The 22,388-nt window shown below is 71.9% G+C and carries 15 protein-coding genes; 7 read left to right on the top strand and 8 right to left on the bottom strand.

The window, feature by feature from the left end:
• Positions 1 to 87 precede the first annotated feature (87 nt).
• Complete coding sequence (locus tag ACFC79_RS33395) at positions 88 to 1,101, top strand: glycosyltransferase family 2 protein (protein WP_376248175.1); 1,014 nt, start codon at positions 88 to 90, stop codon at positions 1,099 to 1,101.
• A gap of 69 nt (positions 1,102 to 1,170) precedes the next feature.
• Here ACFC79_RS33395 and ACFC79_RS33400 read toward each other — a convergent pair whose 3' ends face one another.
• The 4 genes from ACFC79_RS33400 to ACFC79_RS33415 form a co-directional block, all read right to left on the bottom strand.
• On the bottom strand, positions 1,171 to 2,847 hold the full coding sequence (locus ACFC79_RS33400; RefSeq protein ID WP_376248177.1) for an LCP family protein: 1,677 nt from the start codon (positions 2,845 to 2,847) through the stop codon (positions 1,171 to 1,173).
• A gap of 50 nt (positions 2,848 to 2,897) precedes the next feature.
• Positions 2,898 to 4,703, bottom strand: coding sequence for an LCP family protein (locus ACFC79_RS33405; protein ID WP_376248179.1), 1,806 nt, complete (start codon positions 4,701 to 4,703; stop codon positions 2,898 to 2,900).
• Between the two features lie 224 nt (positions 4,704 to 4,927).
• Positions 4,928 to 6,259, bottom strand: a complete 1,332-nt coding sequence (locus ACFC79_RS33410; protein ID WP_376248182.1) for an LCP family protein — start codon at positions 6,257 to 6,259, stop codon at positions 4,928 to 4,930.
• Between the two features lie 168 nt (positions 6,260 to 6,427).
• Positions 6,428 to 7,180 (bottom strand): TIGR03089 family protein, encoded by a 753-nt coding sequence (locus ACFC79_RS33415; protein WP_376248185.1) that lies wholly within the window; start codon positions 7,178 to 7,180, stop codon positions 6,428 to 6,430.
• A 137-nt stretch (positions 7,181 to 7,317) separates the two neighbouring features.
• Between ACFC79_RS33415 and ACFC79_RS33420 the strand changes: the two genes are divergently transcribed.
• The 3 genes from ACFC79_RS33420 to ACFC79_RS33430 all read left to right on the top strand — a co-directional run bounded on the left by ACFC79_RS33420 (position 7,318) and on the right by ACFC79_RS33430 (position 11,447).
• Entirely contained in the window at positions 7,318 to 9,012 is a 1,695-nt protein-coding gene (locus ACFC79_RS33420) for an N-acetylmuramoyl-L-alanine amidase (protein WP_376248187.1), read from the top strand.
• Between the two features lie 138 nt (positions 9,013 to 9,150).
• On the top strand, positions 9,151 to 10,242 hold the full coding sequence (locus ACFC79_RS33425) for a sugar phosphate nucleotidyltransferase (protein WP_376248189.1): 1,092 nt from the start codon (positions 9,151 to 9,153) through the stop codon (positions 10,240 to 10,242).
• A 206-nt stretch (positions 10,243 to 10,448) separates the two neighbouring features.
• A complete protein-coding gene (locus tag ACFC79_RS33430) occupies positions 10,449 to 11,447 on the top strand; it encodes a DNA-3-methyladenine glycosylase family protein (RefSeq protein WP_376248192.1) in 999 nt (332 codons plus the stop codon).
• A 132-nt stretch (positions 11,448 to 11,579) separates the two neighbouring features.
• Here the strand turns inward: ACFC79_RS33430 and ACFC79_RS33435 are convergent, their stop codons facing one another.
• The 3 genes from ACFC79_RS33435 to ACFC79_RS33445 all read right to left on the bottom strand — a co-directional run bounded on the left by ACFC79_RS33435 (position 11,580) and on the right by ACFC79_RS33445 (position 14,523).
• Positions 11,580 to 12,908, bottom strand: a complete 1,329-nt coding sequence (locus ACFC79_RS33435; RefSeq protein WP_376248194.1) for a coenzyme F420-0:L-glutamate ligase — start codon at positions 12,906 to 12,908, stop codon at positions 11,580 to 11,582.
• The gene (cofD, locus tag ACFC79_RS33440) at positions 12,905 to 13,861 is read right to left on the bottom strand and encodes a 2-phospho-L-lactate transferase (RefSeq protein WP_376248197.1); all 957 of its coding nucleotides are present in this window, start codon (positions 13,859 to 13,861) and stop codon (positions 12,905 to 12,907) included. Before cofD ends, ACFC79_RS33435 begins: the two co-directional genes overlap by 4 nt.
• A 119-nt stretch (positions 13,862 to 13,980) precedes the next feature.
• Positions 13,981 to 14,523, bottom strand: coding sequence for a cysteine dioxygenase family protein (locus ACFC79_RS33445; RefSeq protein WP_376248200.1), 543 nt, complete (start codon positions 14,521 to 14,523; stop codon positions 13,981 to 13,983).
• 739 nt (positions 14,524 to 15,262) lie between these two features.
• Here ACFC79_RS33445 and ACFC79_RS33450 point away from each other — a divergent pair.
• The 3 genes from ACFC79_RS33450 (at position 15,263) to ACFC79_RS33460 (ending at position 21,576) form a co-directional block, all read left to right on the top strand.
• A complete protein-coding gene (locus ACFC79_RS33450; protein ID WP_030927001.1) occupies positions 15,263 to 15,526 on the top strand; it encodes a WhiB family transcriptional regulator in 264 nt (87 codons plus the stop codon).
• Positions 15,527 to 16,075: 549 nt separating this feature from the next.
• Positions 16,076 to 20,038, top strand: a complete 3,963-nt coding sequence (locus tag ACFC79_RS33455; RefSeq protein ID WP_376248203.1) for a glycosyltransferase — start codon at positions 16,076 to 16,078, stop codon at positions 20,036 to 20,038.
• Entirely contained in the window at positions 20,035 to 21,576 is a 1,542-nt protein-coding gene (locus tag ACFC79_RS33460; RefSeq protein ID WP_376248205.1) for a DUF5719 family protein, read from the top strand. The genes ACFC79_RS33455 and ACFC79_RS33460 overlap by 4 nt, the downstream gene beginning before the upstream one ends.
• 233 nt (positions 21,577 to 21,809) lie before the next feature.
• Here ACFC79_RS33460 and ACFC79_RS33465 read toward each other — a convergent pair whose 3' ends face one another.
• Positions 21,810 to 22,253, bottom strand: coding sequence for a metallopeptidase family protein (locus ACFC79_RS33465; protein WP_376248233.1), 444 nt, complete (start codon positions 22,251 to 22,253; stop codon positions 21,810 to 21,812).
• Positions 22,254 to 22,388: the final 135 nt, after the last annotated feature.

Here is a 22,388-nt window from a genome sequence, read left to right on the forward strand (position 1 = left end):
CCCATTGGCGGTAACGTGGCGGCGGAACACCGCCGCCCGGTGGGGTACCAGCCCCCCCGCGCCCCCGAGGACCACCCGAGGACCACCATGTCTGCCGCGCAGCACCCCGCCGTCTCCGTGATCATGCCGGTGCTCAATGAGGAACGTCATCTCAGGAACTCCGTCCGGCACATCCTGGAACAGGAATACGCGGGCGAGATGGAGGTGGTGATCGCGCTGGGCCCCTCCACCGACCGCACCGACGAGATCGCCGCGGAACTGGTGCGCGAGGACCCCCGGGTCCACACCGTCCCGAACCCGACGGGGCGTACCCCGGCCGCCCTCAACGCCGCGATCGAGGCGTCCCGGCATCCGATAGTCGTGCGGGTCGACGGCCACGGCATGCTCTCGCCGAACTACATCGCGACGGCCGTCCGCCTGCTGGAGGAGACCGGCGCGCAGAACGTCGGCGGCATCATGCACGCCGAGGGCGAGAACGCCTGGGAGGACGCCGTGGCCGCGGCCATGACGTCGAGGATCGGCGTCGGCAACGCGGCCTTCCACACCGGTGGCCAGGCGGGCCCGGCGGAGACCGTTTACCTGGGCGTCTTCCGCCGCGAGGCCCTGGAGAAGGCCGAAGGCTACAACGTGGAGTTCATCCGCGCCCAGGACTGGGAGCTGAACTTCCGCATCCGCGAGGCGGGCGGCCTGATCTGGTTCTCGCCCGAACTGAAGGTGCAGTACCGGCCGCGGCCCTCGGTCCGGGCGCTCGCCAAGCAGTACAAGGACTACGGCCGCTGGCGGCACGTCGTCGCGCGCTACCACTCCGGCTCGATCAACCTGCGCTACCTGGCGCCGCCCACCGCCGTCCTGGCGATCGCGGCGGGCCTGGTGGTCGGTGCGGCCGTCACCCCGTGGGCCCTCGTCGTCCCCGGCGGGTACGTCGCGGCGATCGTCGCCGGTTCCGTGCCCGCGGGCAAGGGACTCTCCCCGAAGGCGCGGGTGCAGATCCCGGTGGCCCTCGCGACCATGCACATGTCGTGGGGCTACGGCTTTCTGACCAGCCCGCGTTCGCTGGCGAAGAAGGTCATCGCCGCCCGCCGCCCGGCCGTCACCGCGTAGCACCCGAAACGGGAACGCGCGAGGGGTCCTCCGAGCCGGAGGACCCCTCGCGCGTTCCCGGCGGACCGGCTACCAGCTGAAGCCCGGCTGGATGTCCATGCAGGCCCCGTCCTCGTCGCCCTTCAGGGCGCGGGCGCTCTCCGGGGGCTTCTCCTCGGTGACGGCCGGCGGGGCGTAGTCCCCGGCCTCGCGCCAGTCGGCCCCCACGGTCAGGGTGATGCCCGTGACGTCGGTCGACCGCTTCACCGCCGTCGGCGGGATGCCGAGCGCCTTGGCGACGGCCTGGGCGTTGCCCTCCATGTCCGCGCTGGGGAAGAGGATTCCGGTCCGGGCCGCCGGAGCGACGTTCTGCGAGTCGATCACGGCCTCGGTGAAGCCCTTGCCCACCAGCAGCTCCCTGACGGCCGAGGCACGGCCCTTGGCCGGGGCCTGGGTGTCGGTGCCGGTCCCGTTGCGGACCGTGACCGGGATCTCGCCGACCGGCGCCGTGGGCTTCTTGGCGGCCGGGGCCTTGCGCTTGGACGCCTTGCCGTCCAGCGGGATGTCGTCGCGGACCATCTGGAACAGCTGATCGGCCTCGCCGGGCTTGGGGAGCACCCGCTCCTTGTTCACCCCGGTGCCGTAGACGTTCGGCATCGTCGTCATGGTGATGCGCTCGGTGGGAGCCTTCTTGAGCTCCTCCGCGAGGTCGTACAGCTTCTTGACCGTTTCGATGCCCTTGTCGACCGTCAGCGCGTTCACCGCCGAATCAGCAAGGTCCATCAGCTTGCCCGGGTCGCTGAGCTTGGTCCCCTTGCGCAGCTCACGGACCATCGAGTTCATGTACATGTGCTGGGCGTGGGTGCGGCCGAGGTCGGTGCCGTCCTCGAAGCCGTAGCGGGTCCGCAGCCACTGGAGGGCCTGCTCCCCCTTGATCTTGGTGGTGCCCTTCTTCAGCTTCAGCCCGGAACCCTGGCCCTTGCTGTTGCGGGAGTGGACGTTGGCCTTGACGCAGACCGGCACCCCGCCGATCGCGTCGGCCATCGAGACCACACCGGCGAAGTCGATCATCATGAAGTGGTCGATGGTGATGCCGGTGAGCTCGTACCAGGCGGCCACCGTGCATCCCGGCCCGCCCCGCTCGAGCGTCTTGTTGGTCATCGCCAGGCCGGCCGTGGCGGGGTAGACGTGCTTGGTCTTCGGGTCGGTGCACTTCGGGATCTTCAGCAGCGTGTCGCGCGGCATGCTGATCACCGACATGTTGCTGCGGTCCGCGGAGAGGTGGACCAGCATCTGCACGTCCGCGAGCGGTGGGGCCCCGAAGGTTTCCTTGGCCCCGCCGAGCTTCTGGTTCTCCGGGTTGTCCCGTGCGTCCGAACCGATGAGCAGGATGTTCAGCGGGGTCTGACCGGCGGAGTTGGTCTTGTGGTCGGCCATCTTCTGGTCGCCGAGCGTCAGGTCCTCCTTCTTGAGGTTCGCGTTGAGGTGCTCGTAGTAGAGGTATCCGGCCCCCGCGCCGCCGACTATGAGCAGTGCGAGCACCGCGGCGCTCCAGCGCAGCACCCGGCGCTTGCTCTTCCCGCCACGCCGCTTCGCCCCGCCACGCCGGTGGCCGCCGTCCTCGCGGGCGGCGGGCGTCCGGGCGTCCGTGCCGGAGCCCTGCTTCTTCGGCGGCGCGTCCTCGTAGAGCCCGTCGTCCCACCCGAGTTGGCCGGCATCGTGGACGCGTGGTCGCGTTCCCTCTCCGGGCGTGCTGTTCCGTCCCACCGGGACCCCCCTGTTGTCTAAATCGCGTGGTCTGGCGCGGTGACCCGGTGTCACTCGGCGCACTCTGCCTTGGCGGCGTTCGCCAACGGAACGTCTTTGGGCGCCTTCGTCGGTGCCGCGACGGGAATTCCCGCGCCCTTGAAGTCGCGGCCCAGGGTGAGGACCATCGCCTGGAGCCCCTCGGCGTCCGCGGTCCCCTGCTTCAGGGCGGAGGCGGGCAGGCCCATCATGTCGGCGAGGGCGCGGGCCTGGTCCGCCTGGTTCGGCGCGAACTCCAGGGCGGTCTTGTCGGTCTTCTCCGGGGCGTTGGCCTTGTTGGTGGACTTGGGCACGCCCTGGTCGTTCTGGAGCCAGGCGACGGTGGACTGCGCGGCCCCGGGGATGTCGCCGCCGTTGTAGACGTCGACCCGGACGTCCGCCGCGGCGGCCCTGGGCCCCTTGAGGAGCGCGTCCTGCTTGCTCTTCGCCTTCTTCTTCTGCGCGTTCACCTCGGTCAGGGAGGTGTCCTCACGCATCATGGCGAACAGCGGATCGGCCTTGGCCTCGTTCAGCACGACGGTGGCCTTGACCTTCTCGGCCGGGTTGTCCAGCACCGGCACCGTCACGAAGGTGATGTTCTTGGTGTCGACCTTGCCGAGCTCCTGGGCCAGCGCGGTCAGCTTCTTCACCGATCCGATGCCGCTGTCGACGGTGAGTGCCTTGGTCGCCGCGTCGGCCAGGCCGTACAGCTTGGTCGGGCTGGTCAGCGTGTCGTCGGACTTCATCTGCCGGATCATCGAGCCGATGAACTGCTGCTGGACCTTGATCCGGTCCAGGTCGCTCTCGTTGCCGAAGCTGTGCCGGGTCCGGACGAACGCCAGGGCGTCCTCGCCCTGGATGCGGTGCTCGCCCGCCGACAGGTCCAGATGGGACTTCGGGTCCTTGACCGGTTTGGCCAGGCAGACCTTGACGCCGCCGACGGCGCTCGACAGCTCCTTCACCGCATTGAAGTCGACCATCATGAAGTGGTCGGCCTTCAGGCCGGTGATCTGCTCGACCGTGCGCATGGTGCAGCCCGGGTCCCGGCCGTCCTGGCCGAGGCTGACGTTGAAACGGATGTTCGACGTCCCGGGGACCACCTTCTCCGAGCCGTCCGGCTGCTTGGTGGTGCAGTCCGGGATGTCGGTGATCAGGTCGCGCGGGATGCTGAGCGCCGTCGCGTTGGTGCGGTCGGCGGAGACGTGGAAGAGGATGTTGGTGTCGGCGTGGCCGTCGCTGCCCTTGTCGCCGTACCCCTCGTTGCCCTTGCCGGTGCGCTTGTCCGTCCCGATGATCAGTATGTTCACCGGGGCGCCGGAGTCGAAGACGTTCTTGTTGCCGGCGGTGCCGACGTCGACCGTGTTCAGATTGCCGTTGAAGTGCTCGTACAGCGCGTACCCGCCCGCCGCCAGGGCGACCAGGACGAAGGCCACCGTGCCGCCCGTCCACAGCAGCACCTTCTTGCGGCGCGCCTTGGGGGCCTTGCGGCTGCGCCTGCCCTCCGCACCACCGGAGCCGGAATCCTCCTTGCCGCGCGGACCATTGGCCGAACGGCGGCTGCGCTGCCCGGGCACCTCGCGGCGTGCGGCGGACCCTCGTCCGTGCCCGCCGCCGTCGGCCTCGTGCCCGCCGCCGTCCTTCCGGGGTGCGCCTCTGCGTTCGCTGTCGTGCGTGGCTTCTCTGCGACGGGGGACGCGCGGTTCGGTTTCCTGCCGAGCGCCTGTCGAATCCCCTCCGGAATTGTTCAGTCGCAGTTCGTAATCGCCGGTGTCCGGGTTGAGAACCCACTGGTCTGCGGGATCGAATTCATCCGCCCGCCCACGGCTTTGCGCATCCACGGTTGTTTGAGTCCTCCGTCGGTGCCACGCGAGGCGCCTCCCCCCGGTCAGGCGCCAGTTCTTTCGCTCCAGGAGTGCGCGGCCTGATGGCCGGAAGCACCGGATCGCGTCACACTATCGGCCCAGTTCGGTATCGAGCGACGAGCGTGACAAATTCCACGGCCCTTACAACTGGTCAATCTGGTCATTACACGCCGATCACCGGCTTCTGCTTGGGAATTGCTTTACCGCTCGCATGGATCGGCCGCCGCGTTGTTGCCCGAATACGTGGGTGTGGGGTTCGGCCCCGCGGCGTCCGGAGTATCGGTGGCGGCATTGCTTTCCCGCGCCGCCGCTCCCTGACCCCTCCTGGCGTCCTTGTCCCCCTTGTCGGCGCTCTTTCCGTCGTCGCCCCCGGTGCGGTCCGCCGGAACCACCGCGACCGGTGCGTCCGCCCGCAGTCGTTCGAAGAGTTGGTCCGCGTCGGGCTGGACGAGTTCGTCCCGGTTCGGGTCGGCGGTGTACGGCTTCCGGGGCACGGTCAGGAACTGCACCCGGTCGGTCGGTACGTCACGCAGGCCGCGCACCAGGTCGTACAGGTCCTTGAGGCTGTCCAGGCCCGGGTCGGTGGTCAGCGACTTGGTGGCTGCGTCCAGTACCGGGTACAGCCGCGTCGGGTTGAGCAGGACACCGTTGCTCTGCACCTTGTTCACCAGGGCGCCCAGGAACTGTTGCTGGCGGTCCATCCGTTCGGTGTCGCTGCCGTTGCCGATGGACTTGCGGGCCCGTACGTACCCCAGTGCCTGTTCGCCGTCGAGCTTCTGGCGTCCGCCGGGAAGCTTCAGATGGGCGTCGGGGTCGTCGACCGGCTTCTTGAGGCAGACCTCGACCCCTCCGACGGCGTCGACCATGTCCTTGAAGCCGTTGAAGTCGACGACCATCTGGTGGTCGATCCGGATGCCGGTCAGCTTCTCGACCGTGCGGATCGCGCAGGCGGTCCCGCCGAACTCGAAGGCCCAGTTGAACTGGGCGAATTGTTTCTTCGTGACCGTACCGTCCGCTTTGTGGCAGGCCGGGATCTCCACCATCAGGTCGCGCGGCAGGGACATCGCCGTGACGCTCTGCCGGTTCGCGGCGAGGTGCAGCAGGATCGTGGTGTCCGAGCGCTGGCTGCCGCCGTCGTCGCGGCCGTACGCGCGGTTGTCGCCGGCCCGGCTGTCGGAACCGATGAGCAGGATGTTCTCCGCGTTGCGCACCACGGTGGCGGGCCGCTCCCGCTCGTACACACGGAGTTCGGCGGCTGCCGAGGTGTCCGTCCTGATGTTGCCGTCGAGCTTGCGGTACAGCCACGCGCCGACGCCCGCGGCGACCAGTACCAGGAACGAGGCGCCGAGTGCCGTCCAGCGCAGCCAGTGGCGGTTGTGGCCGCCGTCGGGCACCGGGCCGGTGTCGGAGTCGTCCCCGGCCCGCGACGTTCCCGGGTCGGAGTCCTCCCCGGCCCGCGACGTTCCCGTGTCCGGGGTCGAGCCCTCGGAGTCGCCCGGCGGGCCGGCGCTATCGCTCACGTCTGCGTCCATCCTTCACGTTCGGCGGCGCGCTGGGCCGCCGGTCGCAGGGGTAGACGGCTGAACCTCACGCTTGGTTGTGTTCCGGGGGCCCGTACCGCCGATCATGTACCTGAGCCGACGCCCAATCCTGAGGACTCGACCCGGTATGGGCCGGATGAGTGGCCCTCAGGGCGCTTGTCATACCGCGGTGTTGGTGACCCGTTCGCTCTCCAGCCGCTTCGCCAGGCCGTCCTGGTCCAGATGGTCCAGATGGCGGCAGAGGACGACGGATCCGCCCGCGGCCAGCGGTGCGAACAGCCCCGCGCTCAGGCCCTCCCAGCTGTCGTACGCGCGCCCGGTCAGCAACCGGGACCCGGCGCTCAGCCCGAGCCCCGCCGCGTCCTCACGGGCGCGCGCCACCAGGTGCGACGCCGTCAGCTCGGTGCCGCCGACCGCCAGTGCGGGGGCGTCCGGGTCCACGGGGGCGAACGGGGCGAACCGGTCGCCCTGGCCCGGCACCTCGACCGCGTAGTCCGCGAACCCGGCCGGAGCCTGGGGGAACCTGCCACCCAGCGGGCGCAGCGCCAGGGCGACCCGCTCGCCGGAACAGGCGCGTGCGGCCTCCAGCGTGTCCGGGCCGCTGACGACGAGGTCGGCGTCGGCCGGATCGCCGTGCACGTCGACGAGCACGCCGACCGAGGAACAGGCGAGCAGCCACACCGCGGACTGCCAGTGCGCGGGCAGCAGCAGGGCGAGCCGGTCGCCGGGCTGGGCGGCGAGGTCGCCCTGGAGCAGGTTGGCGGTCTTGGCCACCCAATTGGCGAAGGTGGCCACCGACAGTTCCACGCGTTCTCCGGTGGCGTCGTCGTAGAAAGTGACCAAGGGGCGGGCCGGGTCCGCGGCGAGCGCGGAACGCAGCAGGTCGGCGGGGGTGCGGTCGCTGGCGTTCATCCGCGCAAGAGTACGCGGCGACGCCGCGCCGGAGGTCGCTCGCGGGCGGCGGGTACACCGGTTCGGCAGACGGGCCGTCAATTGCTCAGGGAAATCCCGGTAGCCGTACTTGCCCCGTTATGTCGAGAATGATGTGCATGCGCGCCTTTCTTGCATCCTCGATCGGTGTCACCTGCGCGGCGGTTCTCGTACTGCCGTCGGCCGCGCCCGCGGGCGCGGCCTCCGACACCGCCCCTGCCTCCGCCGAGGCCGCCGATCCGCCCGCGGTGCCGGGCTCGACCCAGTCACTGCCGATGTCGCCCCTCGCCGAGCCCTCCGGACCGGCCACCGGCGACCCCGCCAGGGCCGCCGACGCCGTCGAACAGGGGCTGACCGAGCGTGAGGTCCGCCCGTTCTCGCTGGTCGGTGTCGTCTGGGACGACCCGGACACCGAGCTCCACGGGACCGTGCAGGTTCGTACCCGTGCCCGCGGCACCGGCCGCTGGTCCGACTGGCAGGACCTGGAGACGCACAACGCCGAGCACGCCGCCGACCCGGGGAGCACCGAGCGCGAGTCCGGCGGTGTCCGCGGCACCACCGCCCCGCTGTGGGTCGGCGACTCGGACGGCGTCGCGGTACGCGTACGTCCCGAGGCCCCCGGTTCCGGGACCACCGACCGCGGTGGCCGGACGACCTCCGCGGCCCCGCTGCCCGCCGGTCTGCGCCTCGAACTTGTCGACCCCGGCCAGGACCCGCAGCAGGTGCCCACCGGGGAGGCCGAGGGAGCAGGGAAGGTCGAGGGGAGTGGGAAGACCGAGGCGGCCGGGGAGGCCGAGGGGAGTGGGGCTGCCAGGACCACGGGGACACTCGGGACTATAGGGACTATCGGGGCCAAGGGGGCGCCCGGGGCCGTAGGCGCCGCAGCCGTCGCGGACGCCATGGATGCCGCCGCGGACGCCGCCTCGGCCGGATCGGCCGGATCGGCCGCCACCTCGGCCGCCGACGCCGCGGCTGCCGCGACTACTGAGGCCGTCCGGGACATGTGGAACATGTGGGGCTCCGCAGACGATCACACGGCAGTGCCCGGCACGACAGCGCCCGGCACGGCGACGCCCGGCACGACCGCCCCCGACTCCGCGGCGCGTGACACCGCGTCGCTCGACGCGAGCGTGCTCCCCGCCCTCACCGAGGCGGAGACCGAGGCGCGCAGTGAAACGCAGTCCGGACTGGCACCCGGCGCGCAGCCGTACATCGGGCCCCGACCGCGCATCATCACCCGCAAGGGCTGGGGCGCCGACGAGAAGCTCAGGGAGCGTGCCTTCGTATACACCAAGACCGTCAAGGCCGCGTTCATCCACCACAGCGCCACGGGCAACAACTACACGTGTGCCCAGGCACCCTCGGTGTTGCGCGGCATCTACCGGTACCACGTCAAGAGCAGCGGCTGGCGCGACTTCGGTTACAACTTCGCGGTCGACAAGTGCGGCAACATCTACGAAGGGCGCGCGGGAGGCGTGACGAAGCCCGTCCTGGGAGCGCACACACTCGGCTTCAACACCAACAGCATGGGCATCGCGGTACTCGGCACCTTCAGCAACACGAACCCGCCCGCCGCCGCGGTGAACGCCGTCGCGAAGCTCACCGCCTGGAAGCTCGGCCTGTTCGGAGCCGACCCGCGCGGAAGGACCACACTCGTCTCGGGCGGCGGCAACAAGTTCAAGAAGGGATCGAAGGTCAGCCTTCACGTCATCTCGGGCCATCGGGACGGCTTCGCAACCGAATGCCCCGGAACGCGTCTCTACAAGAAGCTCGGCTCGGCCCGCACCAGCTCCGCCCGGCTGCAGGGGCGCTGAACGAAACAAATCGGCGCGAACCACTGCTGCCGGGCGCCGCGGACCGCTGCGGGCCACCGACCGGTGACGACCGATCCGGTCTGCATACACTGGCCAGCCGAAACGAGCAGGGCCCCACCAGGAAGCAGAGTCAGCGCTGTGACAGAGGCAAAAGAAGCGATCCTTCTGGTGGGCGGCAAGGGCACCCGGCTCCGCCCGCTCACGGTGCACACCCCCAAGCCCATGGTCCCGGCGGCGGGTGTCCCCTTCCTCACCCACCAACTGGCGCGGGCCCGGGCCGCCGGGGTCGAGCACATCGTCCTCGCGACGTCGTACCTGGCGGAGGTCTTCGAACCGTACTTCGGGGACGGTTCGAAGCTCGGCCTCCACATCGAGTACGTCACCGAACACGATCCGCTGGGCACCGGCGGCGCGATACGCAATGTCGCCCCACGGCTCGCCTCGGGACCCGACGAACCGGTGCTCGTCCTCAACGGCGACATCCTCACCGGCCTGGACATCCGCGCCCTGGTGGCCACGCACACCACCTCCGGCGCGGATGTCTCCCTCCACCTCACCCGCGTCGAGGACCCGCGTGCCTTCGGTCTCGTACCGACGGACGACAGCGGCCGGGTCACCGCGTTCCTGGAGAAGCCCGAGACGCCGGAGGAGATCGTCACCGACCAGATCAACGCGGGGGCGTACATCTTCCGGCGCTCGGTCATCGACACCATCCCGGCCGGCCGGCCGGTCTCCGTCGAGCGTGAGACCTTCCCCGGACTGCTCGGCTCCGGCGCCCACCTCCAGGGCATGGTCGACTCCACGTACTGGCTGGACCTCGGCACCCCGCGCGCCTTCGTACGCGGCTCCGCCGACCTGGTGCTGGGCCGTGCCCCGTCCCCGGCCGTCCCCGGCCGGTGCGGCGAGCGGCTCGTCCTGCCGACGGCCTCCGTCGCGGCCGACGCCAAGCTCACCGGCGGCACGGTCGTCGGCGAGGGCGCACTCATCGGGGCGGGGGCCCGGATAGACGGTTCCGCGGTGCTGGCCGGCGCGGTCGTCGGGCCCGGAGCCGTGATCACGGACTCGCTGGTCGGAGCCGGTGCCAGGATCGGCCCGCGCACGGTGGTCGAGGACGCGGTCGTCGGGGACGGGGCACGGGTCGGTGCCGACAACGAACTGCTCAGCGGCATCCGCGTCTGGTGCGGAGCGGTCCTGCCGGACGCGGCGGTCCGTTTCTCCGCCGGCGAATAGCCCGGCGTACGCCCCGCGTCGGGTCCGGGGACAAGCACGCCCCACCGAACCAGCGGGCATCCGTCCGAACCACCGGGCACCCGCCTGAACCGCTGGGAACCCGTCCGAACCTCCGGTCACCCGTCCGAACCGGCGTGTGCGCGCCGCTGCGTCTACCCTCGACAGGCACCCCGGCGAACGGGGCCCCGACGACCGAGGACAGCATCGTGGCAGGACGATTCGCCCCCCGCAGCGCCCCGCGCGCGGCCGTTCCGCACCAGGCGGCGGCACCGGCGGCGGATGCCCTGACCCGTGACTGGGCCCCGGCCGGCCCGCTCGACCTCCGCCTGGTCCTCGGCCCGTTGCGGCGCGGTCCCGCGGACCCCACCTTCCGGATCACCCGGGACGGCACGGTCTGGCGCACCGGCCGCACCCCGGCCGGCCCCGGCACCCTCCGTCTGGTGGCGCGCGGCGACCGGATCGGGGCGGTCGCCTGGGGGCCGGGCGCGCCCTGGCTGCTGGACCGGCTCCCGACGCTGCTCGGTGCCGAGGACGACCCGGACGCCTTCCGCCCGCGCCACCGGCTGCTCGCCCTGACCCGGCACCGGCGTCCGGGGCTGCGCCTGCTGCGCACCGGCCTGGTCATGGAGTCGCTGATTCCGTCGATCCTCGAACAGAAGGTCACCACGGACGAGGCGTACCGGGCCTGGCGGTATCTCGTCCGGGCGCACGGCACCCCGGCGCCCGGCCCCGAGGGGGACGCCGCCTTCACCACCCTGGGTCTGCACGTCATGCCGGACGCCCGCACCTGGTCGCTGATCCCGTCCTGGGAGTGGCATCGCGCGGGCGTCGACGCGAAGCGCTCGGCCACGATCCTGCGCGCGGTGCGGGTGGCCCGCCGCATGGAGGAGGCGGCGGGCATGGACCTTCCCGAGGCCATGGCCCGCCTGCAACTCGTCCCCGGCATCGGCCCCTGGACCGCGGCCGAGACGCTCCAGCGGTCGAACGGCGCACCGGACGCGGTCACGGTCGGCGATCTCCACCTCCCCGGGATCGTCGGCCACGCCCTCGCGGACAACCGGCACGCCGACGACGAGGAGATGCTGGCCCTCCTCGCCCCCTACGAGGGCCAGCGCCACCGGGCCACCCGCCTCATCCTGCTCTCGGGCCGTGTCCCGCCCCGCCGCGCCCCACGCATGACCCGCGGCGACATCGCCCGTCTGTGAGCCGCGCCCGGCACGACGGGCACGTCCCCGACGGCCGTCCCGTGCCGGGCGTCCGACCCGTGCGGTGTGACATGCGGACGCGGCGGCGAGGAGCAATCACCCCCACCCCGCCCCATCGCACCGCACCTCATCTCACCTCACCGTGACGAATGCCTCCGCGTCCCGCGCGCCCCGCGCCGTGGGCGGGACCGCGGCCCGTCCCACCGCGACCGCGCCCAGCGGATCCCACGACTCCGGCAGGTCCAGCACCTCGCGCACCACGTCACGGCAGAACATCGTCGACGACACCCACGCCGAGCCGAGCCGTTCGCCCGCCAGCGCCACCAGGAAGTTCTGGATCCCGGCCCCGGCCGCCACCACGAACATCTCGCGTTCCGCGGCGTCCCGGCGCTCGTCCCCGTACGTGTGGGAGCCGTCCATCACCATGCACGGCACCACCAGGTACGGCGCCCGGCGCAGCACATCACCCCGGCGTACGCGCTTCGCGATCGACTCCTCGCTCTTCCCGTCCCGGCGCAGGTCCGTGATCCACGCCTCCCGCATCGCGTCGAGCAGCCGGGTCCGCGACTCCTCGGACTCCAGCAGGACGAATCGCCATGGCGTGGTGTGATGCGGGGCGGGCGCCGTCACCGCCGCGGCCACGGCCCGACGCACCGCACCCGGGTCCACCGGATCGTCGGTGAACTCGCGCACCGTGCGCCGCTGGGTCACCGCCTCCCGCACCGCCTCGGACGTGCCCAGCCGGAACATGTCGTCGGGCGCGCCCCGCACCATCGCCCGTGCACCGCCCGCGGAGTCCGACGGATCCACGACGTGGCCGAGCCCACGCACCACCGCGACCGGCAGGCCCGCAGCCTTGCCCTTGACCAGGTCACCGGCCGCGGCGAGTTCGTCGGCGGTGGCGACCACGGTCGCGCTCAGCGGATTGCCGTACGCGTCCGTCCCGCCGCGCAGATCGTCCAGCACCCGGACCCCGGCCGCCCCGATGGCGACATCGGTCAGCCCGCTGCGCCAGGGCCTGCCGAAGGTGTCCGTGATGACGATTCCGACCTCGACGCCCAGGAGGTCCCGCAGCCCGTCCCGGATCGCCCGCGCCGAGCCGTCCGGGTCCTCGGGCAGCAGCAGCACCGTTCCGGCCGGGGTGTTCGAGGCGTCGACACCGGCAGCGGCCATGACGAGTCCCTGCCGGTTCTCGACGATCCGCAGGGTGCCGCGCCGCGCCACCACCCGGACCGTCTCGGCGTCGATCGCGGCCTCCCGGTCGGTGGCCTCGACGATCCGGCCCTCCGACTTGGAGACGATCTTCGACGTCACCAGCAGGACGTCGCCGTCCGCCAGGCCCGGCTCGGTGGCGGCGATCAGCTTCGCCAGGTCGTCCCCGGCCCGAACCTCGGGCATGCCGGGCAGTGCCCGGACCCGATAGGAGGGGGCGGAGGAGGAACCGGCCGTCCCGTCGCTCATGCCCGTACCTCCTCGGCAAGCGCCAGGGCCTGCCGGGCCATCTCCGCCGTCGCGTCGGCGTCCGTCATCATCAGCGGGACGGAGCGGCAACGGATGCCCGCCGCCTCCACCTCGTCGACCGCCCCGGCGTCCACCGTGTCCACGAGCCATCCGTCCAGCAGCCCGGAGCCGTAGTGCCGGGCCACGGCCGAGGCCGTCGACTCGACGCCGACGGCGGCGAGCACCTTGTCCGCCATGCCGCGCACGGGCGCGTCGCCGACGATGGGGGACAGGCCGACGACCGGTACCCCGGCCTCGGCGATCGCTTCCCGGATGCCGGGCACGGCGAGGATCGTCCCCACCGACACGACGGGGTTGGACGGCGGGAAGAGGATGACGTCGGCCGCCGCGACGGCCTCCAGCACACCGGGTGCGGGTTTGGCCTGCTCGGCGCCGACCGGCACGATTGCCTGTGCCTCGACCGAGGCGCGCAGCTTCACCCAGTACTCCTGGAAGTGGATCGCCCGGCGCTCGCCGTCCAGGTCGACCGCGACATGCGTCTCGACGCGGTCGTCGGACATCGGCAGCAGCCGCACGCCCGGCTTCCACCGCGCGCAGAGCGCCTCGGTGACGGCGCTCAACGGGTAGCCCGCGGCCAGCATCTGGGTGCGGACGATGTGCGTCGCGAAGTCGCGGTCGCCGAGCCCGAACCATTCTGGCCCCACACCGTATGCGGCGAGTTCCTCCTTGACGTGGAAGCTCTCGTCCGTACGCCCCCAGCCCTGTTCCTCGTTGATGCCACCGCCGAGGGTGTACATCACGGTGTCGAGGTCGGGGCAGACCTTCAGCCCGAACAGATGGATGTCGTCACCGGTATTGCCGATCACCGTGATGTCCGCGTCGGGCGCGGCCCGTTTGAGGCCACGCAGGAAACGAGCACCACCGATACCGCCGGCCAGAACCACAATGCGCATGCCCAACAGTTTGTCAGGCGAAGCCCGGTCCGTTGACGGGGTGGTGGTGGGCGACGGGTGGGACTGTCGGGCGAAGCCGGGTCCGTTGACGGGGTGGTGGTGGGCGACGGGTGGGACTGTCAGGCGGGTACGCCGTTCGCGGTGGCCGGGGCGCACTGTGCGGTGTGCATCGGCATCTCGGTGAGGCCCGGGTAGTAGATGTGCAGGCTGACGGCGGGTTCGAGGGAGTCGTTGACCACGTCGTGCACGTAGCCGGGCGCGAACACGCGCTGGGCGCCGGGGGCCAGTGTCCGTGTGCCGCGTCCGGAGTGTTCGGTCAGTCGGCCGTCCAGGACGGTCAGCAGCCCGCAGGACGGGCCGTGGTCGTGGCGTCCGCTGCCCTGGCCGGGCACCCAGCTCAGCAACCAGACCTCGTAGCCGATGTGCGGGGTCCGCCCCGTGCGGGCGGAGTCGGGAGCCTGCGGGACGGCGCGCAGCCGGTGGTACCAGCGGGTGGTGGTGTCGTACCGGACGAGCGGCGCCCACTGCGCGCGGTCGGCGGCGATGCTGCGGGCGAGCCCGACGAACTCGGCAACGGTGGACGGGTGCTCGCGGGCCGGCTGGAGGAGGTGCGTGACCTCAAGGATGTCGCCGGCGATCTGAAGGTCGCTGTCGCTGTTCATGGAAGCGGTGGTTCCTCGGCATGGGGATGCATGTGCGGGTGGTCGAGGGGAGGTACCGGAGGGCCGCGCGGGCGTCGAGGAGATCCCTCGGCCGGGGGAGTTCTTCTGCGCATGCGCCTCGCGGGAGCGCTCTGTGGCGGAGCTCCGCGAGGGGAAGCCGGATCGGAACCGGCGCAAGCCCTACAGGATCAACAGCTGTGACAGCTGGAACAGCAACAGCGGGCCTGGACAGCGGTACGGAACCCACGGATGTGGGTGGTGTACGTCGCTGCAGTCGCTGGCATGCCATCAAGGAGACCGGTTCACCGCCACGACTGTCAACCCAATGTCTGATTTGTGACCTATGTTTCACCCCATCCGGCTACCCAGTCTGAAGAAAGGTTTATTCAGCCATGGTGGCGGAAATGTGGCGCACCAATCGTGTCCGTAAGCGCCATCGCGACCCCGTGACCTGCTTGTGATCTTGGTCGCTTCGATGGTCGGACCGAAACATGCGAGCGGCTCCGCTCGTCTCACCCGGTGGAAGGTCTGGTGCGATGAGGCCGAGGCCGTATGTCAGTTTTTTGGTGATTTGCACACTTTCCGCGTACTCTTGGTTCCGCAGAGTGAATACCGGGGTCGATAGCAGATCCTCGCTTGACTGACCTGGAGATACACACTTGTAATTTCACTCGTGTCGTTCGGCCGTAATCAGCAACGGCTGCATCACGGGGACGCAAGAGACAGACGAGGGGCGCACATGACCGAGCTGTTCCAGCAACTGCTGGTCGAGGACGCGGACGAGGAACTCGGCTGGCAGGAGCGCGCCTTGTGCGCCCAGACAGATCCCGAGTCCTTCTTTCCCGAGAAGGGCGGATCCACCCGCGAGGCCAAGAAGGTCTGTCTTGCCTGCGAGGTGCGGTCCGAGTGCCTTGAATACGCCCTTTCCAATGACGAGCGTTTCGGCATCTGGGGCGGACTTTCCGAACGCGAGCGGCGTCGCCTGAAGAAGGCCGCCGTCTGACCTTCGCCGCGACCGCCGCCCGCCCGGCCCTGCCGTACGACGGGCGGCGCGACGGCGGCCGCCCGCCGCGGTTCCGGCCGGGTGCCGGGACTCTCGGCCCGTCGCCGCCGCGACGACTGGCGCCCGACCCCGTCCGCCCGCGCCCGGGACTGTTCGGAGGGACCGGACCGGCCCCCCGCCCGACCGTCCCCGCCCGCGCGCCCGGGACGGCCGGGCATCCCGAACCGTGTCACCACCGACCACCGACCACCGAGCACTGACCGCGTCTGTCGGCCGCGGCCACTGACAAGGGGCACCGACCAGGACCACGGCCCGTCGCCCGCGCTCCCGTCCGCAGGCGGCGGGCCGTCGCCATGTCCAGGCCCCGGACGATGCCCCGAGCCCTCCCGCCGGGGCCGCTCGTTCGAGCGCTCGGCGCCGCCGTCGTATCCGTAGCGTTAGTGTGGGGCCCCGTCCGAGACGCGCCAACGCCCCCCACGGAGCGGGCGCGTACACCGATGCAGCCGCCGGGGGAACGCCCCCGGAACCGGCCGGAGGGCCCGTACCTCGATGTCCGTGCACAGCCAACCGACGGCGCCGTACGCGGCTGCCGCCGCCCCCGAGTTCCCCCGGCATGTCGTCACCGCCGTGCTCGTCTCCCACGACGGCGCACGCTGGCTGCCCGACGCGCTCGCCGGACTGCTCGGGCAGGAACGCCCCGTACAGAACGTCGTCGCCGCCGACACCGGAAGCGCCGACGACTCCGCGCGGCTGGTCACCGAGGCGCTCGGCGCCGAACGCGTCCTGCACCTCGCGCGACGCACGAGCTTCGGCACCGCCGTCGACGAGGCCGTCGGAACGGCAGGCGTCCTCACCTCGGAGGACCTGCCGTACCTGAAGCGCCCCAGCGGCTGGGACCCGGCCACCAGGACCTGGCACGACGACGCCTACGACCTCCCCGAACTCCCGCATGGCGAACCGGTCCAGTGGCTCTGGCTGCTGCACGACGACTGCGCCCCCGCGCCCGACGCGCTCGCCGAGCTCCTGCGCGTCGTCGACAACGACCCGCACGCCGCGATCGTCGGCCCCAAACTCCGCGGCTGGTACGACCGCAAGCAACTCCTCGAAGTCGGCGTCTCCATCGCCAACAGCGGCCGCCGCTGGACCGGGCTCGACCGGCGCGAACAGGACCAGGGCCAGCACGACCAGGTCCGCACCGTGCTCTCCGTCTCCACCGCCGGGATGCTGATCCGCCGTGACATCTGGGAGGAACTCGGCGGGTTCGACCGCAGACTCCCGCTGATGCGCGACGACGTCGACCTGTGCTGGCGCGCGCACGTCGCCGGACACCGGGTGCTGGTCGCGCCCGAGGCCGTGCTCCGGCACGCCGAGGCATCCGCCCGCGAGCGCCGCCCCATCGACTGCGTGGGACGCTCGGTCGCCTCCCCGCACCGCGTCGACAAGGCCGGTGCCGTCTACACGATGCTCGCCAACGCCCGCAGCAAGGTGCTGCCCTGGGTGCTGCTCCGGCTCGTCGTCGGTACGTTCCTGCGCACCCTCGCCTACCTCGTCGGCAAGGTGCCCGGCCAGGCGCTCGACGAGGTCGCCGGGCTTGTCGGCACCCTGCTGCGCCCCGGACGCATCCTCGCGGCCCGGCGGGACCGCGGAAAGGGGGCCGTCGACCAGGCCGAGCTGAGAGCCCTCTTCCCGCCGCCCGGCGCCACCGTCCGGGCCACCGTCGAACAGGTCGCCGGCAACTTCGGCAACAGGTCCGACGCCGACTCGGGCGGGTCCCGGCACGGAGCCGTGGAGTCCGGCCCCGGCGGCGACGACGCCGACTTCCTGGAGATCGAGCAGTTCGCGCGGCTGAAGCGGATCGCGCGCAAGCCCGGCCCGGTGCTCTTCGCCGTCCTGCTCCTCGTCTCGCTCGTCGCCTGCCGCGGACTGCTCGGCGGTGGCGCGCTCGTGGGCGGCGCCCTGCTGCCCGCTCCCGCCGACGTCTCCGATCTGTGGGGCAGGTTCGCGGACGGCTGGCACCCCCTCGGCACCGGCGGAACCCAGACCGCACCGCCCTACCTCGCCGTGATCTCGGCCCTGTCCGCGCTGTTCCTCGGCTCGACCGGCTTCGCGCTCACCCTGCTGCTCGTCTGCTCGGTACCGCTCGCCGGGCTCACCGCGTACTTCGCCTCCCGGTCGCTGATCCCCTCCCGGCTGCTGCGGGCCTGGGCGAGCGTCGCGTACGCGTTCCTGCCCGCCGCGACCGGTGCCCTCGCGACCGGCAGGCTCGGCACCGCCGTCCTCGCGGTCCTGCTCCCGCTGATCGCCCGCGCGGCCGTCGCCGCGCACGGCATGCGCGCCACCGGTGACGCCCGCGGCAGTTGGCGCGCCACCTGGGCGTACACCCTGCTCCTCACCGTCACGATGGCGTTCACCCCCATCGTGTGGCCGATGGCCGTCGTCCTCGGCATCGGAGTGCTCGTCCTGCGCCGCCGCGACATCACCGCGTACGGCCTGCGCTTCCTCGCCACGATCGGCACGCCGCTGCTGGTCCTCGCCCCGTGGTCGCTCTCGCTCCTCACCGAACCGTCCCGCCTCCTGGGGGAAGTGGGCCTGGACACCGGTGCGGGCACGGCCTCCGCGCTCGACCTCCTCGGCATCAGCCCCGGAGGGCCCAAGACGGCCGGCGGTGTGCTGCTGCTCGGCATCGTGCTCGCCGCGCTGGCCGCGCTGCTGCGCGGGGAGCGGCAGTTCGCGGTGCGCACCGCATGGGTCGCGGCGCTCGTGGCCCTGTTCTTCGCCGCCCTCGCGAACGGCTCCGGCTGGGCGGGCCCCGCCACCCTGGTCTACGGCATCGCGCTGATCGCCGCCGCGCTGGTCGGCGCGGACGGGGCCCGGGTGCGCGTCGCCGAGCTCAGCTTCGGCTGGCGTCAGCCCGTTGCCGCGCTGATCGCCCTCGCCGCGGGCATCGCCCCGGCGCTGGCCGCCGCCGGCTGGATGATCGGCGGTGCCGCGGGCCCGCTGGAGCGCCGCGATCCGGTGCAGGTGCCCGCGTTCGTCGCGGAGGAGAGCAGCACCCGCGACCAGCCGCGCACCCTGGTCCTCGGCGGCACCTCGACCGCCACCGTCCCGTACACCCTGGTGCGCGGCTCGGGCGCGCGGCTCGGCGACGCCGAACTGGCCGAGGCGGGCGGCGGCAACAGCCACCTCGACAAGGTCGTCGCCAACCTGGTCGCGGGCTCCGGCGCCGACCAGGGCAGCCAGCTCGGCGGGTTCGCGATCCGTTACGTCCTGGTGCGCGACGGCGCCCCGAAGGAGATGAGCCGGGTCCTCGACGCGACCCCGGGCCTCAGCCGGCTGAGCCAGCTGGACGGCAGCGCGCTGTGGCGGGTCGACCGCCAGGTCGCACGCATCATGATCGTCCCGGCGGAGGCAGGCGGCGAGCAGCTGCCCGTGGGTTCCCTCCCCGTCGAAGCGCACACGAAGATTCCGGCGGGCGGTGCCGGACGGGTGCTGCGGATCGCCGACGCCGCCGACCCGAACTGGCAGGCGACACTCGACGGACGCCCGCTGACCCGGAAGACCGTGGACGGTTGGGCCCAGGGCTTCGAACTGCCCGCCGAGGGCGGCACGCTGGACCTCACGTACGACACCCCGTTCACCCACACCGCCTGGGTCTGGGCCCAGTCGCTGCTGGCCCTGGTGCTGGTGGTCCTCGCCCTGCCGGGGCGTCGCCGGGAGATCGACGACGACCTGCCCGACGAGTCGGAGGCGGTCACCGCAGAGCCGGTCTCGGGCGAGGGCCGCCGGGCACGCAGGCTCCGCGCGGCCGCGCAGACCGAGGCGGAGGCCGAGCCGGTACCGGCCGGGAGCACGGACCCCGGGGACGAACCGGACGCGCCGGGGGAGTACATCCCCGCTCAGCAGCCCGGAGAGCCGCAGCCGCAGTCCGGCCCCCCGCACCCCTCGGAGTCCGGAACGCCCGGCAACCAGGAGACCTACGCCGCCCACGCGGACGGCCAGGAGACCTACGCCGCCCACCCGGACGGCCAGGAGACCTACGCCGCCCACCCGGACGGCCAGGACGTCTTCGCGGCGGGCGCCGACACCGGTCGGTACGCGGCGGTGCCGCAGCAGCAGTACGGCGAATGGGACGCGCAGCAGTACCAGGGCGCCGATTACCAGCAGTACCCGAACGCCCTGTACCAGGACCCCTCGTACGGCACGCCGCAGGACCCCTCCTACGGCGCCGCCCAGGACCCCTCGTACGACGCGTCCCAGGGCCGGCAGCACACCGCCGACCCGTACCAGCAGAACGCCTACGACCCCTACGGCTACGCACACCAGCAACAACAGCAACAACAGCAGCCGTACGACCCGCAGGCTCCGGGCTACGACCCGCAGTCGGCCCCGTACGCCCCCGGGGCCGGCTACGGCGGGCAGGGCCCGTACGCCCCGCAGAACCCCGACGAGAACCCCGCCCCGGGCCAGAACCCGTGGCCGACCGGTAACGCATCGCGAGGCGAGTCCGAGTGAAGTCCAGCAACCTGTCCCTCATCGCGGGCACCGTCGCCCTCGCCGCCGTCACCGGATTCGCCGCGCTCACCGCGCCCGGCGACACGGATACGGCGGAGCCGAAGGCCGCCCCGCGGCTCCCGGTGGAGCGGTCCAGCCTGCTCTGCCCGTCGTCCGGCCGCGCGGACCTCGCGAAGACGACGTACACGTCCTTCACCCCGGCGACCGGTGCCGGTGGCGGTGAGGCGGGTACGGCCGAACTGACGTCGTCGACGGCCGGTGGCACCGCGGACAAGGGCGGCAAGGGCAGCAAGGACGACAAGGGCGACAAGGGCAAGAAGAAGGAGGAGAAGACGGACCCCACGAAGCCCGTCGTCTCCCTCAAGGAGCCCGGCAAGCCCGCCACCGCCGACGTGTCCACCGCCGACGCCCCCGCCCTGGTCGGCACCGCCACCGGCCGTCTGGCCCCCGGCTGGACCGTCCAGCAGACCACCACGGTCGAGGCGGGCTCCCGCGGTCTGCTCGGCATCAGCTGTACCGCACCGGGCACGGACTTCTGGTTCCCGGCCGCGAGTACCGCGAAGTCCCGCGAGGACTATGTCCACCTCACCAACCCGGACGACGGCGCGGCCGTCGCCGACATCGAGCTGTACGGCCCGAAGGGCCTCCTCAAAACGGAGGCGGGCGAGGGCATCACGGTCCCGGCCCGATCGGGCGTACCCGTCCTGATCTCCACACTGACCAGCGAGGCGATCGAGGACGTGACCGTCCATGTCACCACCCGTTCCGGCCGGGTGGGCGCCGCGGTCAGGGCCGCCGACGAGAAGACCGGCATTGACTGGCTGCCCGCCTCCACCGCACCGAACGGCACCCTGGTGCTCCCCGGCATCCCGGCGGACGCCACATCGGTCCGGCTGGTCGCTTTTGCGCCCGGCAGCGACGACGCCGACCTGAAGATCCGACTGGTCGGCAAGACCGGTCCGTTCGCGCCGCTCGGGCACGAGGAGCTGCACGTCAAGTCACGGATGACCGCCTCCGTCGACCTGAAGGACATCACCCGGGGCGAACCCGGCTCGCTGATGCTGACCCCGACGAAGGGCGGCAAGGGCACTCCGGTGGTCGCCGCGCTGCGCGTGGTCCGGGGCAAGGGCGACGGCCAGGAGTCCGGCTACATTCCGGCCAGCGATCCGGTGGGCGCGCAGGCGACCGTGGCGGACAACCGGGCCAAGGGATCGACCCTCTCGCTCACCGCTCCGGGCGCCACCGCCACCGTCGAGGTCATCGCCTCCGCGGGCAGCGAGGGCGGCGAACAGACCGTCAAGACGTACACGGTCAAGGGCGGGACCACCCTCGCGTTCGAGCCCCCCGTGCCGTCCGGGCTCAAGGGCACCTACGCGCTGACGGTCCGTACGGAATCGGGAGGTCCGGTCCACGCCGCACGCATGCTGAGCCTCCCTCAGGACGGCGTCCAGATGTTCACCGTGCAGACCCTGGTCGACGACCGTGGAACGGTGGCGGTCCCCTCGGCCGTGCAGGACCTGTCGGTGCTGGGCGACTGAACGCGGCGCGCGACGACGCCCGACGGGGAGTATGGCCGATGTCCGAACGGGGCGAGTGACGGCGACTGAACGGGGCGTGTGACCGGTATCCGGACGGGGCCACCGGTGGCCCCGTCCGGGCCTGCGGGGAACCGCGCGCCTCGACGGCGCCTCGGCCGCCGACACCGGCCCGCACTCCGTGTGCCGTCGCGTCAGCCGCTCCCGTCCGCCCCGCTCCACCCGCTCCCGTCCACCTACTCCTGCCCGTACCGCGGGTCCACCGACTCCGGCGAGAGCCCGAGCAACTCCGCGACCTGCTCCACCACGACCTCGTGCACCAGCAGGGCCCGCTCGTCGCGGTTCTTGGCCCGGATCTCGACGGGCCGCCGGTAGATGACGATCTGCGCCGGCCGCTTCTTCTCGGCGGAGACCGCGTGCCCCAGCGGAACCGTCTCCTCCTGCGCCTCCGGCGTGGTGATCCCCGGCACGTCCAGCACCATGAAGTCGACATCGGCAAGTTGCGGCCAGCGCCGTTCCAGTCGTTCCACGGAGTCCTGCACCAGATCACGGAAACTCTCCGCCCTGCTGACCGAGAGCGGCACCTGCGGCGGGGCGACGGGCCCGCGCATGCCGCGGCCATGACGGTCGCGACGACGTGGGCGCGGCTCGGACGAGTGGGGCGGTACGGGACTGTCCATCACCGACGCAGGGTAACTCCCGGCGCGGAGGAAGGATCGCCGTTGCCTGACGGAGCGTCGGCCTGTCCAATCCTGAACAATCCGGCCAAGCAGCAGGCCGTTTCAAGCCCGGCTGCCGATCGGTGATCTCCCGCT

Source organism: Streptomyces sp. NPDC056061 (genome assembly GCF_042266885.1).
GTDB lineage: Bacteria > Actinomycetota > Actinomycetes > Streptomycetales > Streptomycetaceae > Streptomyces.

Excerpts from the sequence above, each read along its gene's own strand:
- ACFC79_RS33395 (WP_376248175.1), top strand. The coding sequence starts at position 88 with ATGTCTGCCGCGCAGCACCCCGCCGTCTCCGTGATCATGCCGGTGCTC.
- ACFC79_RS33410 (WP_376248182.1), bottom strand. The coding sequence starts at position 6,259 with ATGGACGCAGACGTGAGCGATAGCGCCGGCCCGCCGGGCGACTCCGAG.
- ACFC79_RS33415 (WP_376248185.1), bottom strand. The coding sequence starts at position 7,180 with ATGAACGCCAGCGACCGCACCCCCGCCGACCTGCTGCGTTCCGCGCTC.
- ACFC79_RS33420 (WP_376248187.1), top strand. The coding sequence starts at position 7,318 with ATGCGCGCCTTTCTTGCATCCTCGATCGGTGTCACCTGCGCGGCGGTT.
- ACFC79_RS33435 (WP_376248194.1), bottom strand. The coding sequence starts at position 12,908 with ATGAGCGACGGGACGGCCGGTTCCTCCTCCGCCCCCTCCTATCGGGTC.
- cofD (WP_376248197.1), bottom strand. The coding sequence starts at position 13,861 with ATGCGCATTGTGGTTCTGGCCGGCGGTATCGGTGGTGCTCGTTTCCTG.
- ACFC79_RS33445 (WP_376248200.1), bottom strand. The coding sequence starts at position 14,523 with ATGAACAGCGACAGCGACCTTCAGATCGCCGGCGACATCCTTGAGGTC.
- ACFC79_RS33450 (WP_030927001.1), top strand. The coding sequence starts at position 15,263 with ATGACCGAGCTGTTCCAGCAACTGCTGGTCGAGGACGCGGACGAGGAA.
- ACFC79_RS33455 (WP_376248203.1), top strand. The coding sequence starts at position 16,076 with ATGTCCGTGCACAGCCAACCGACGGCGCCGTACGCGGCTGCCGCCGCC.
- ACFC79_RS33465 (WP_376248233.1), bottom strand. The coding sequence starts at position 22,253 with ATGGACAGTCCCGTACCGCCCCACTCGTCCGAGCCGCGCCCACGTCGT.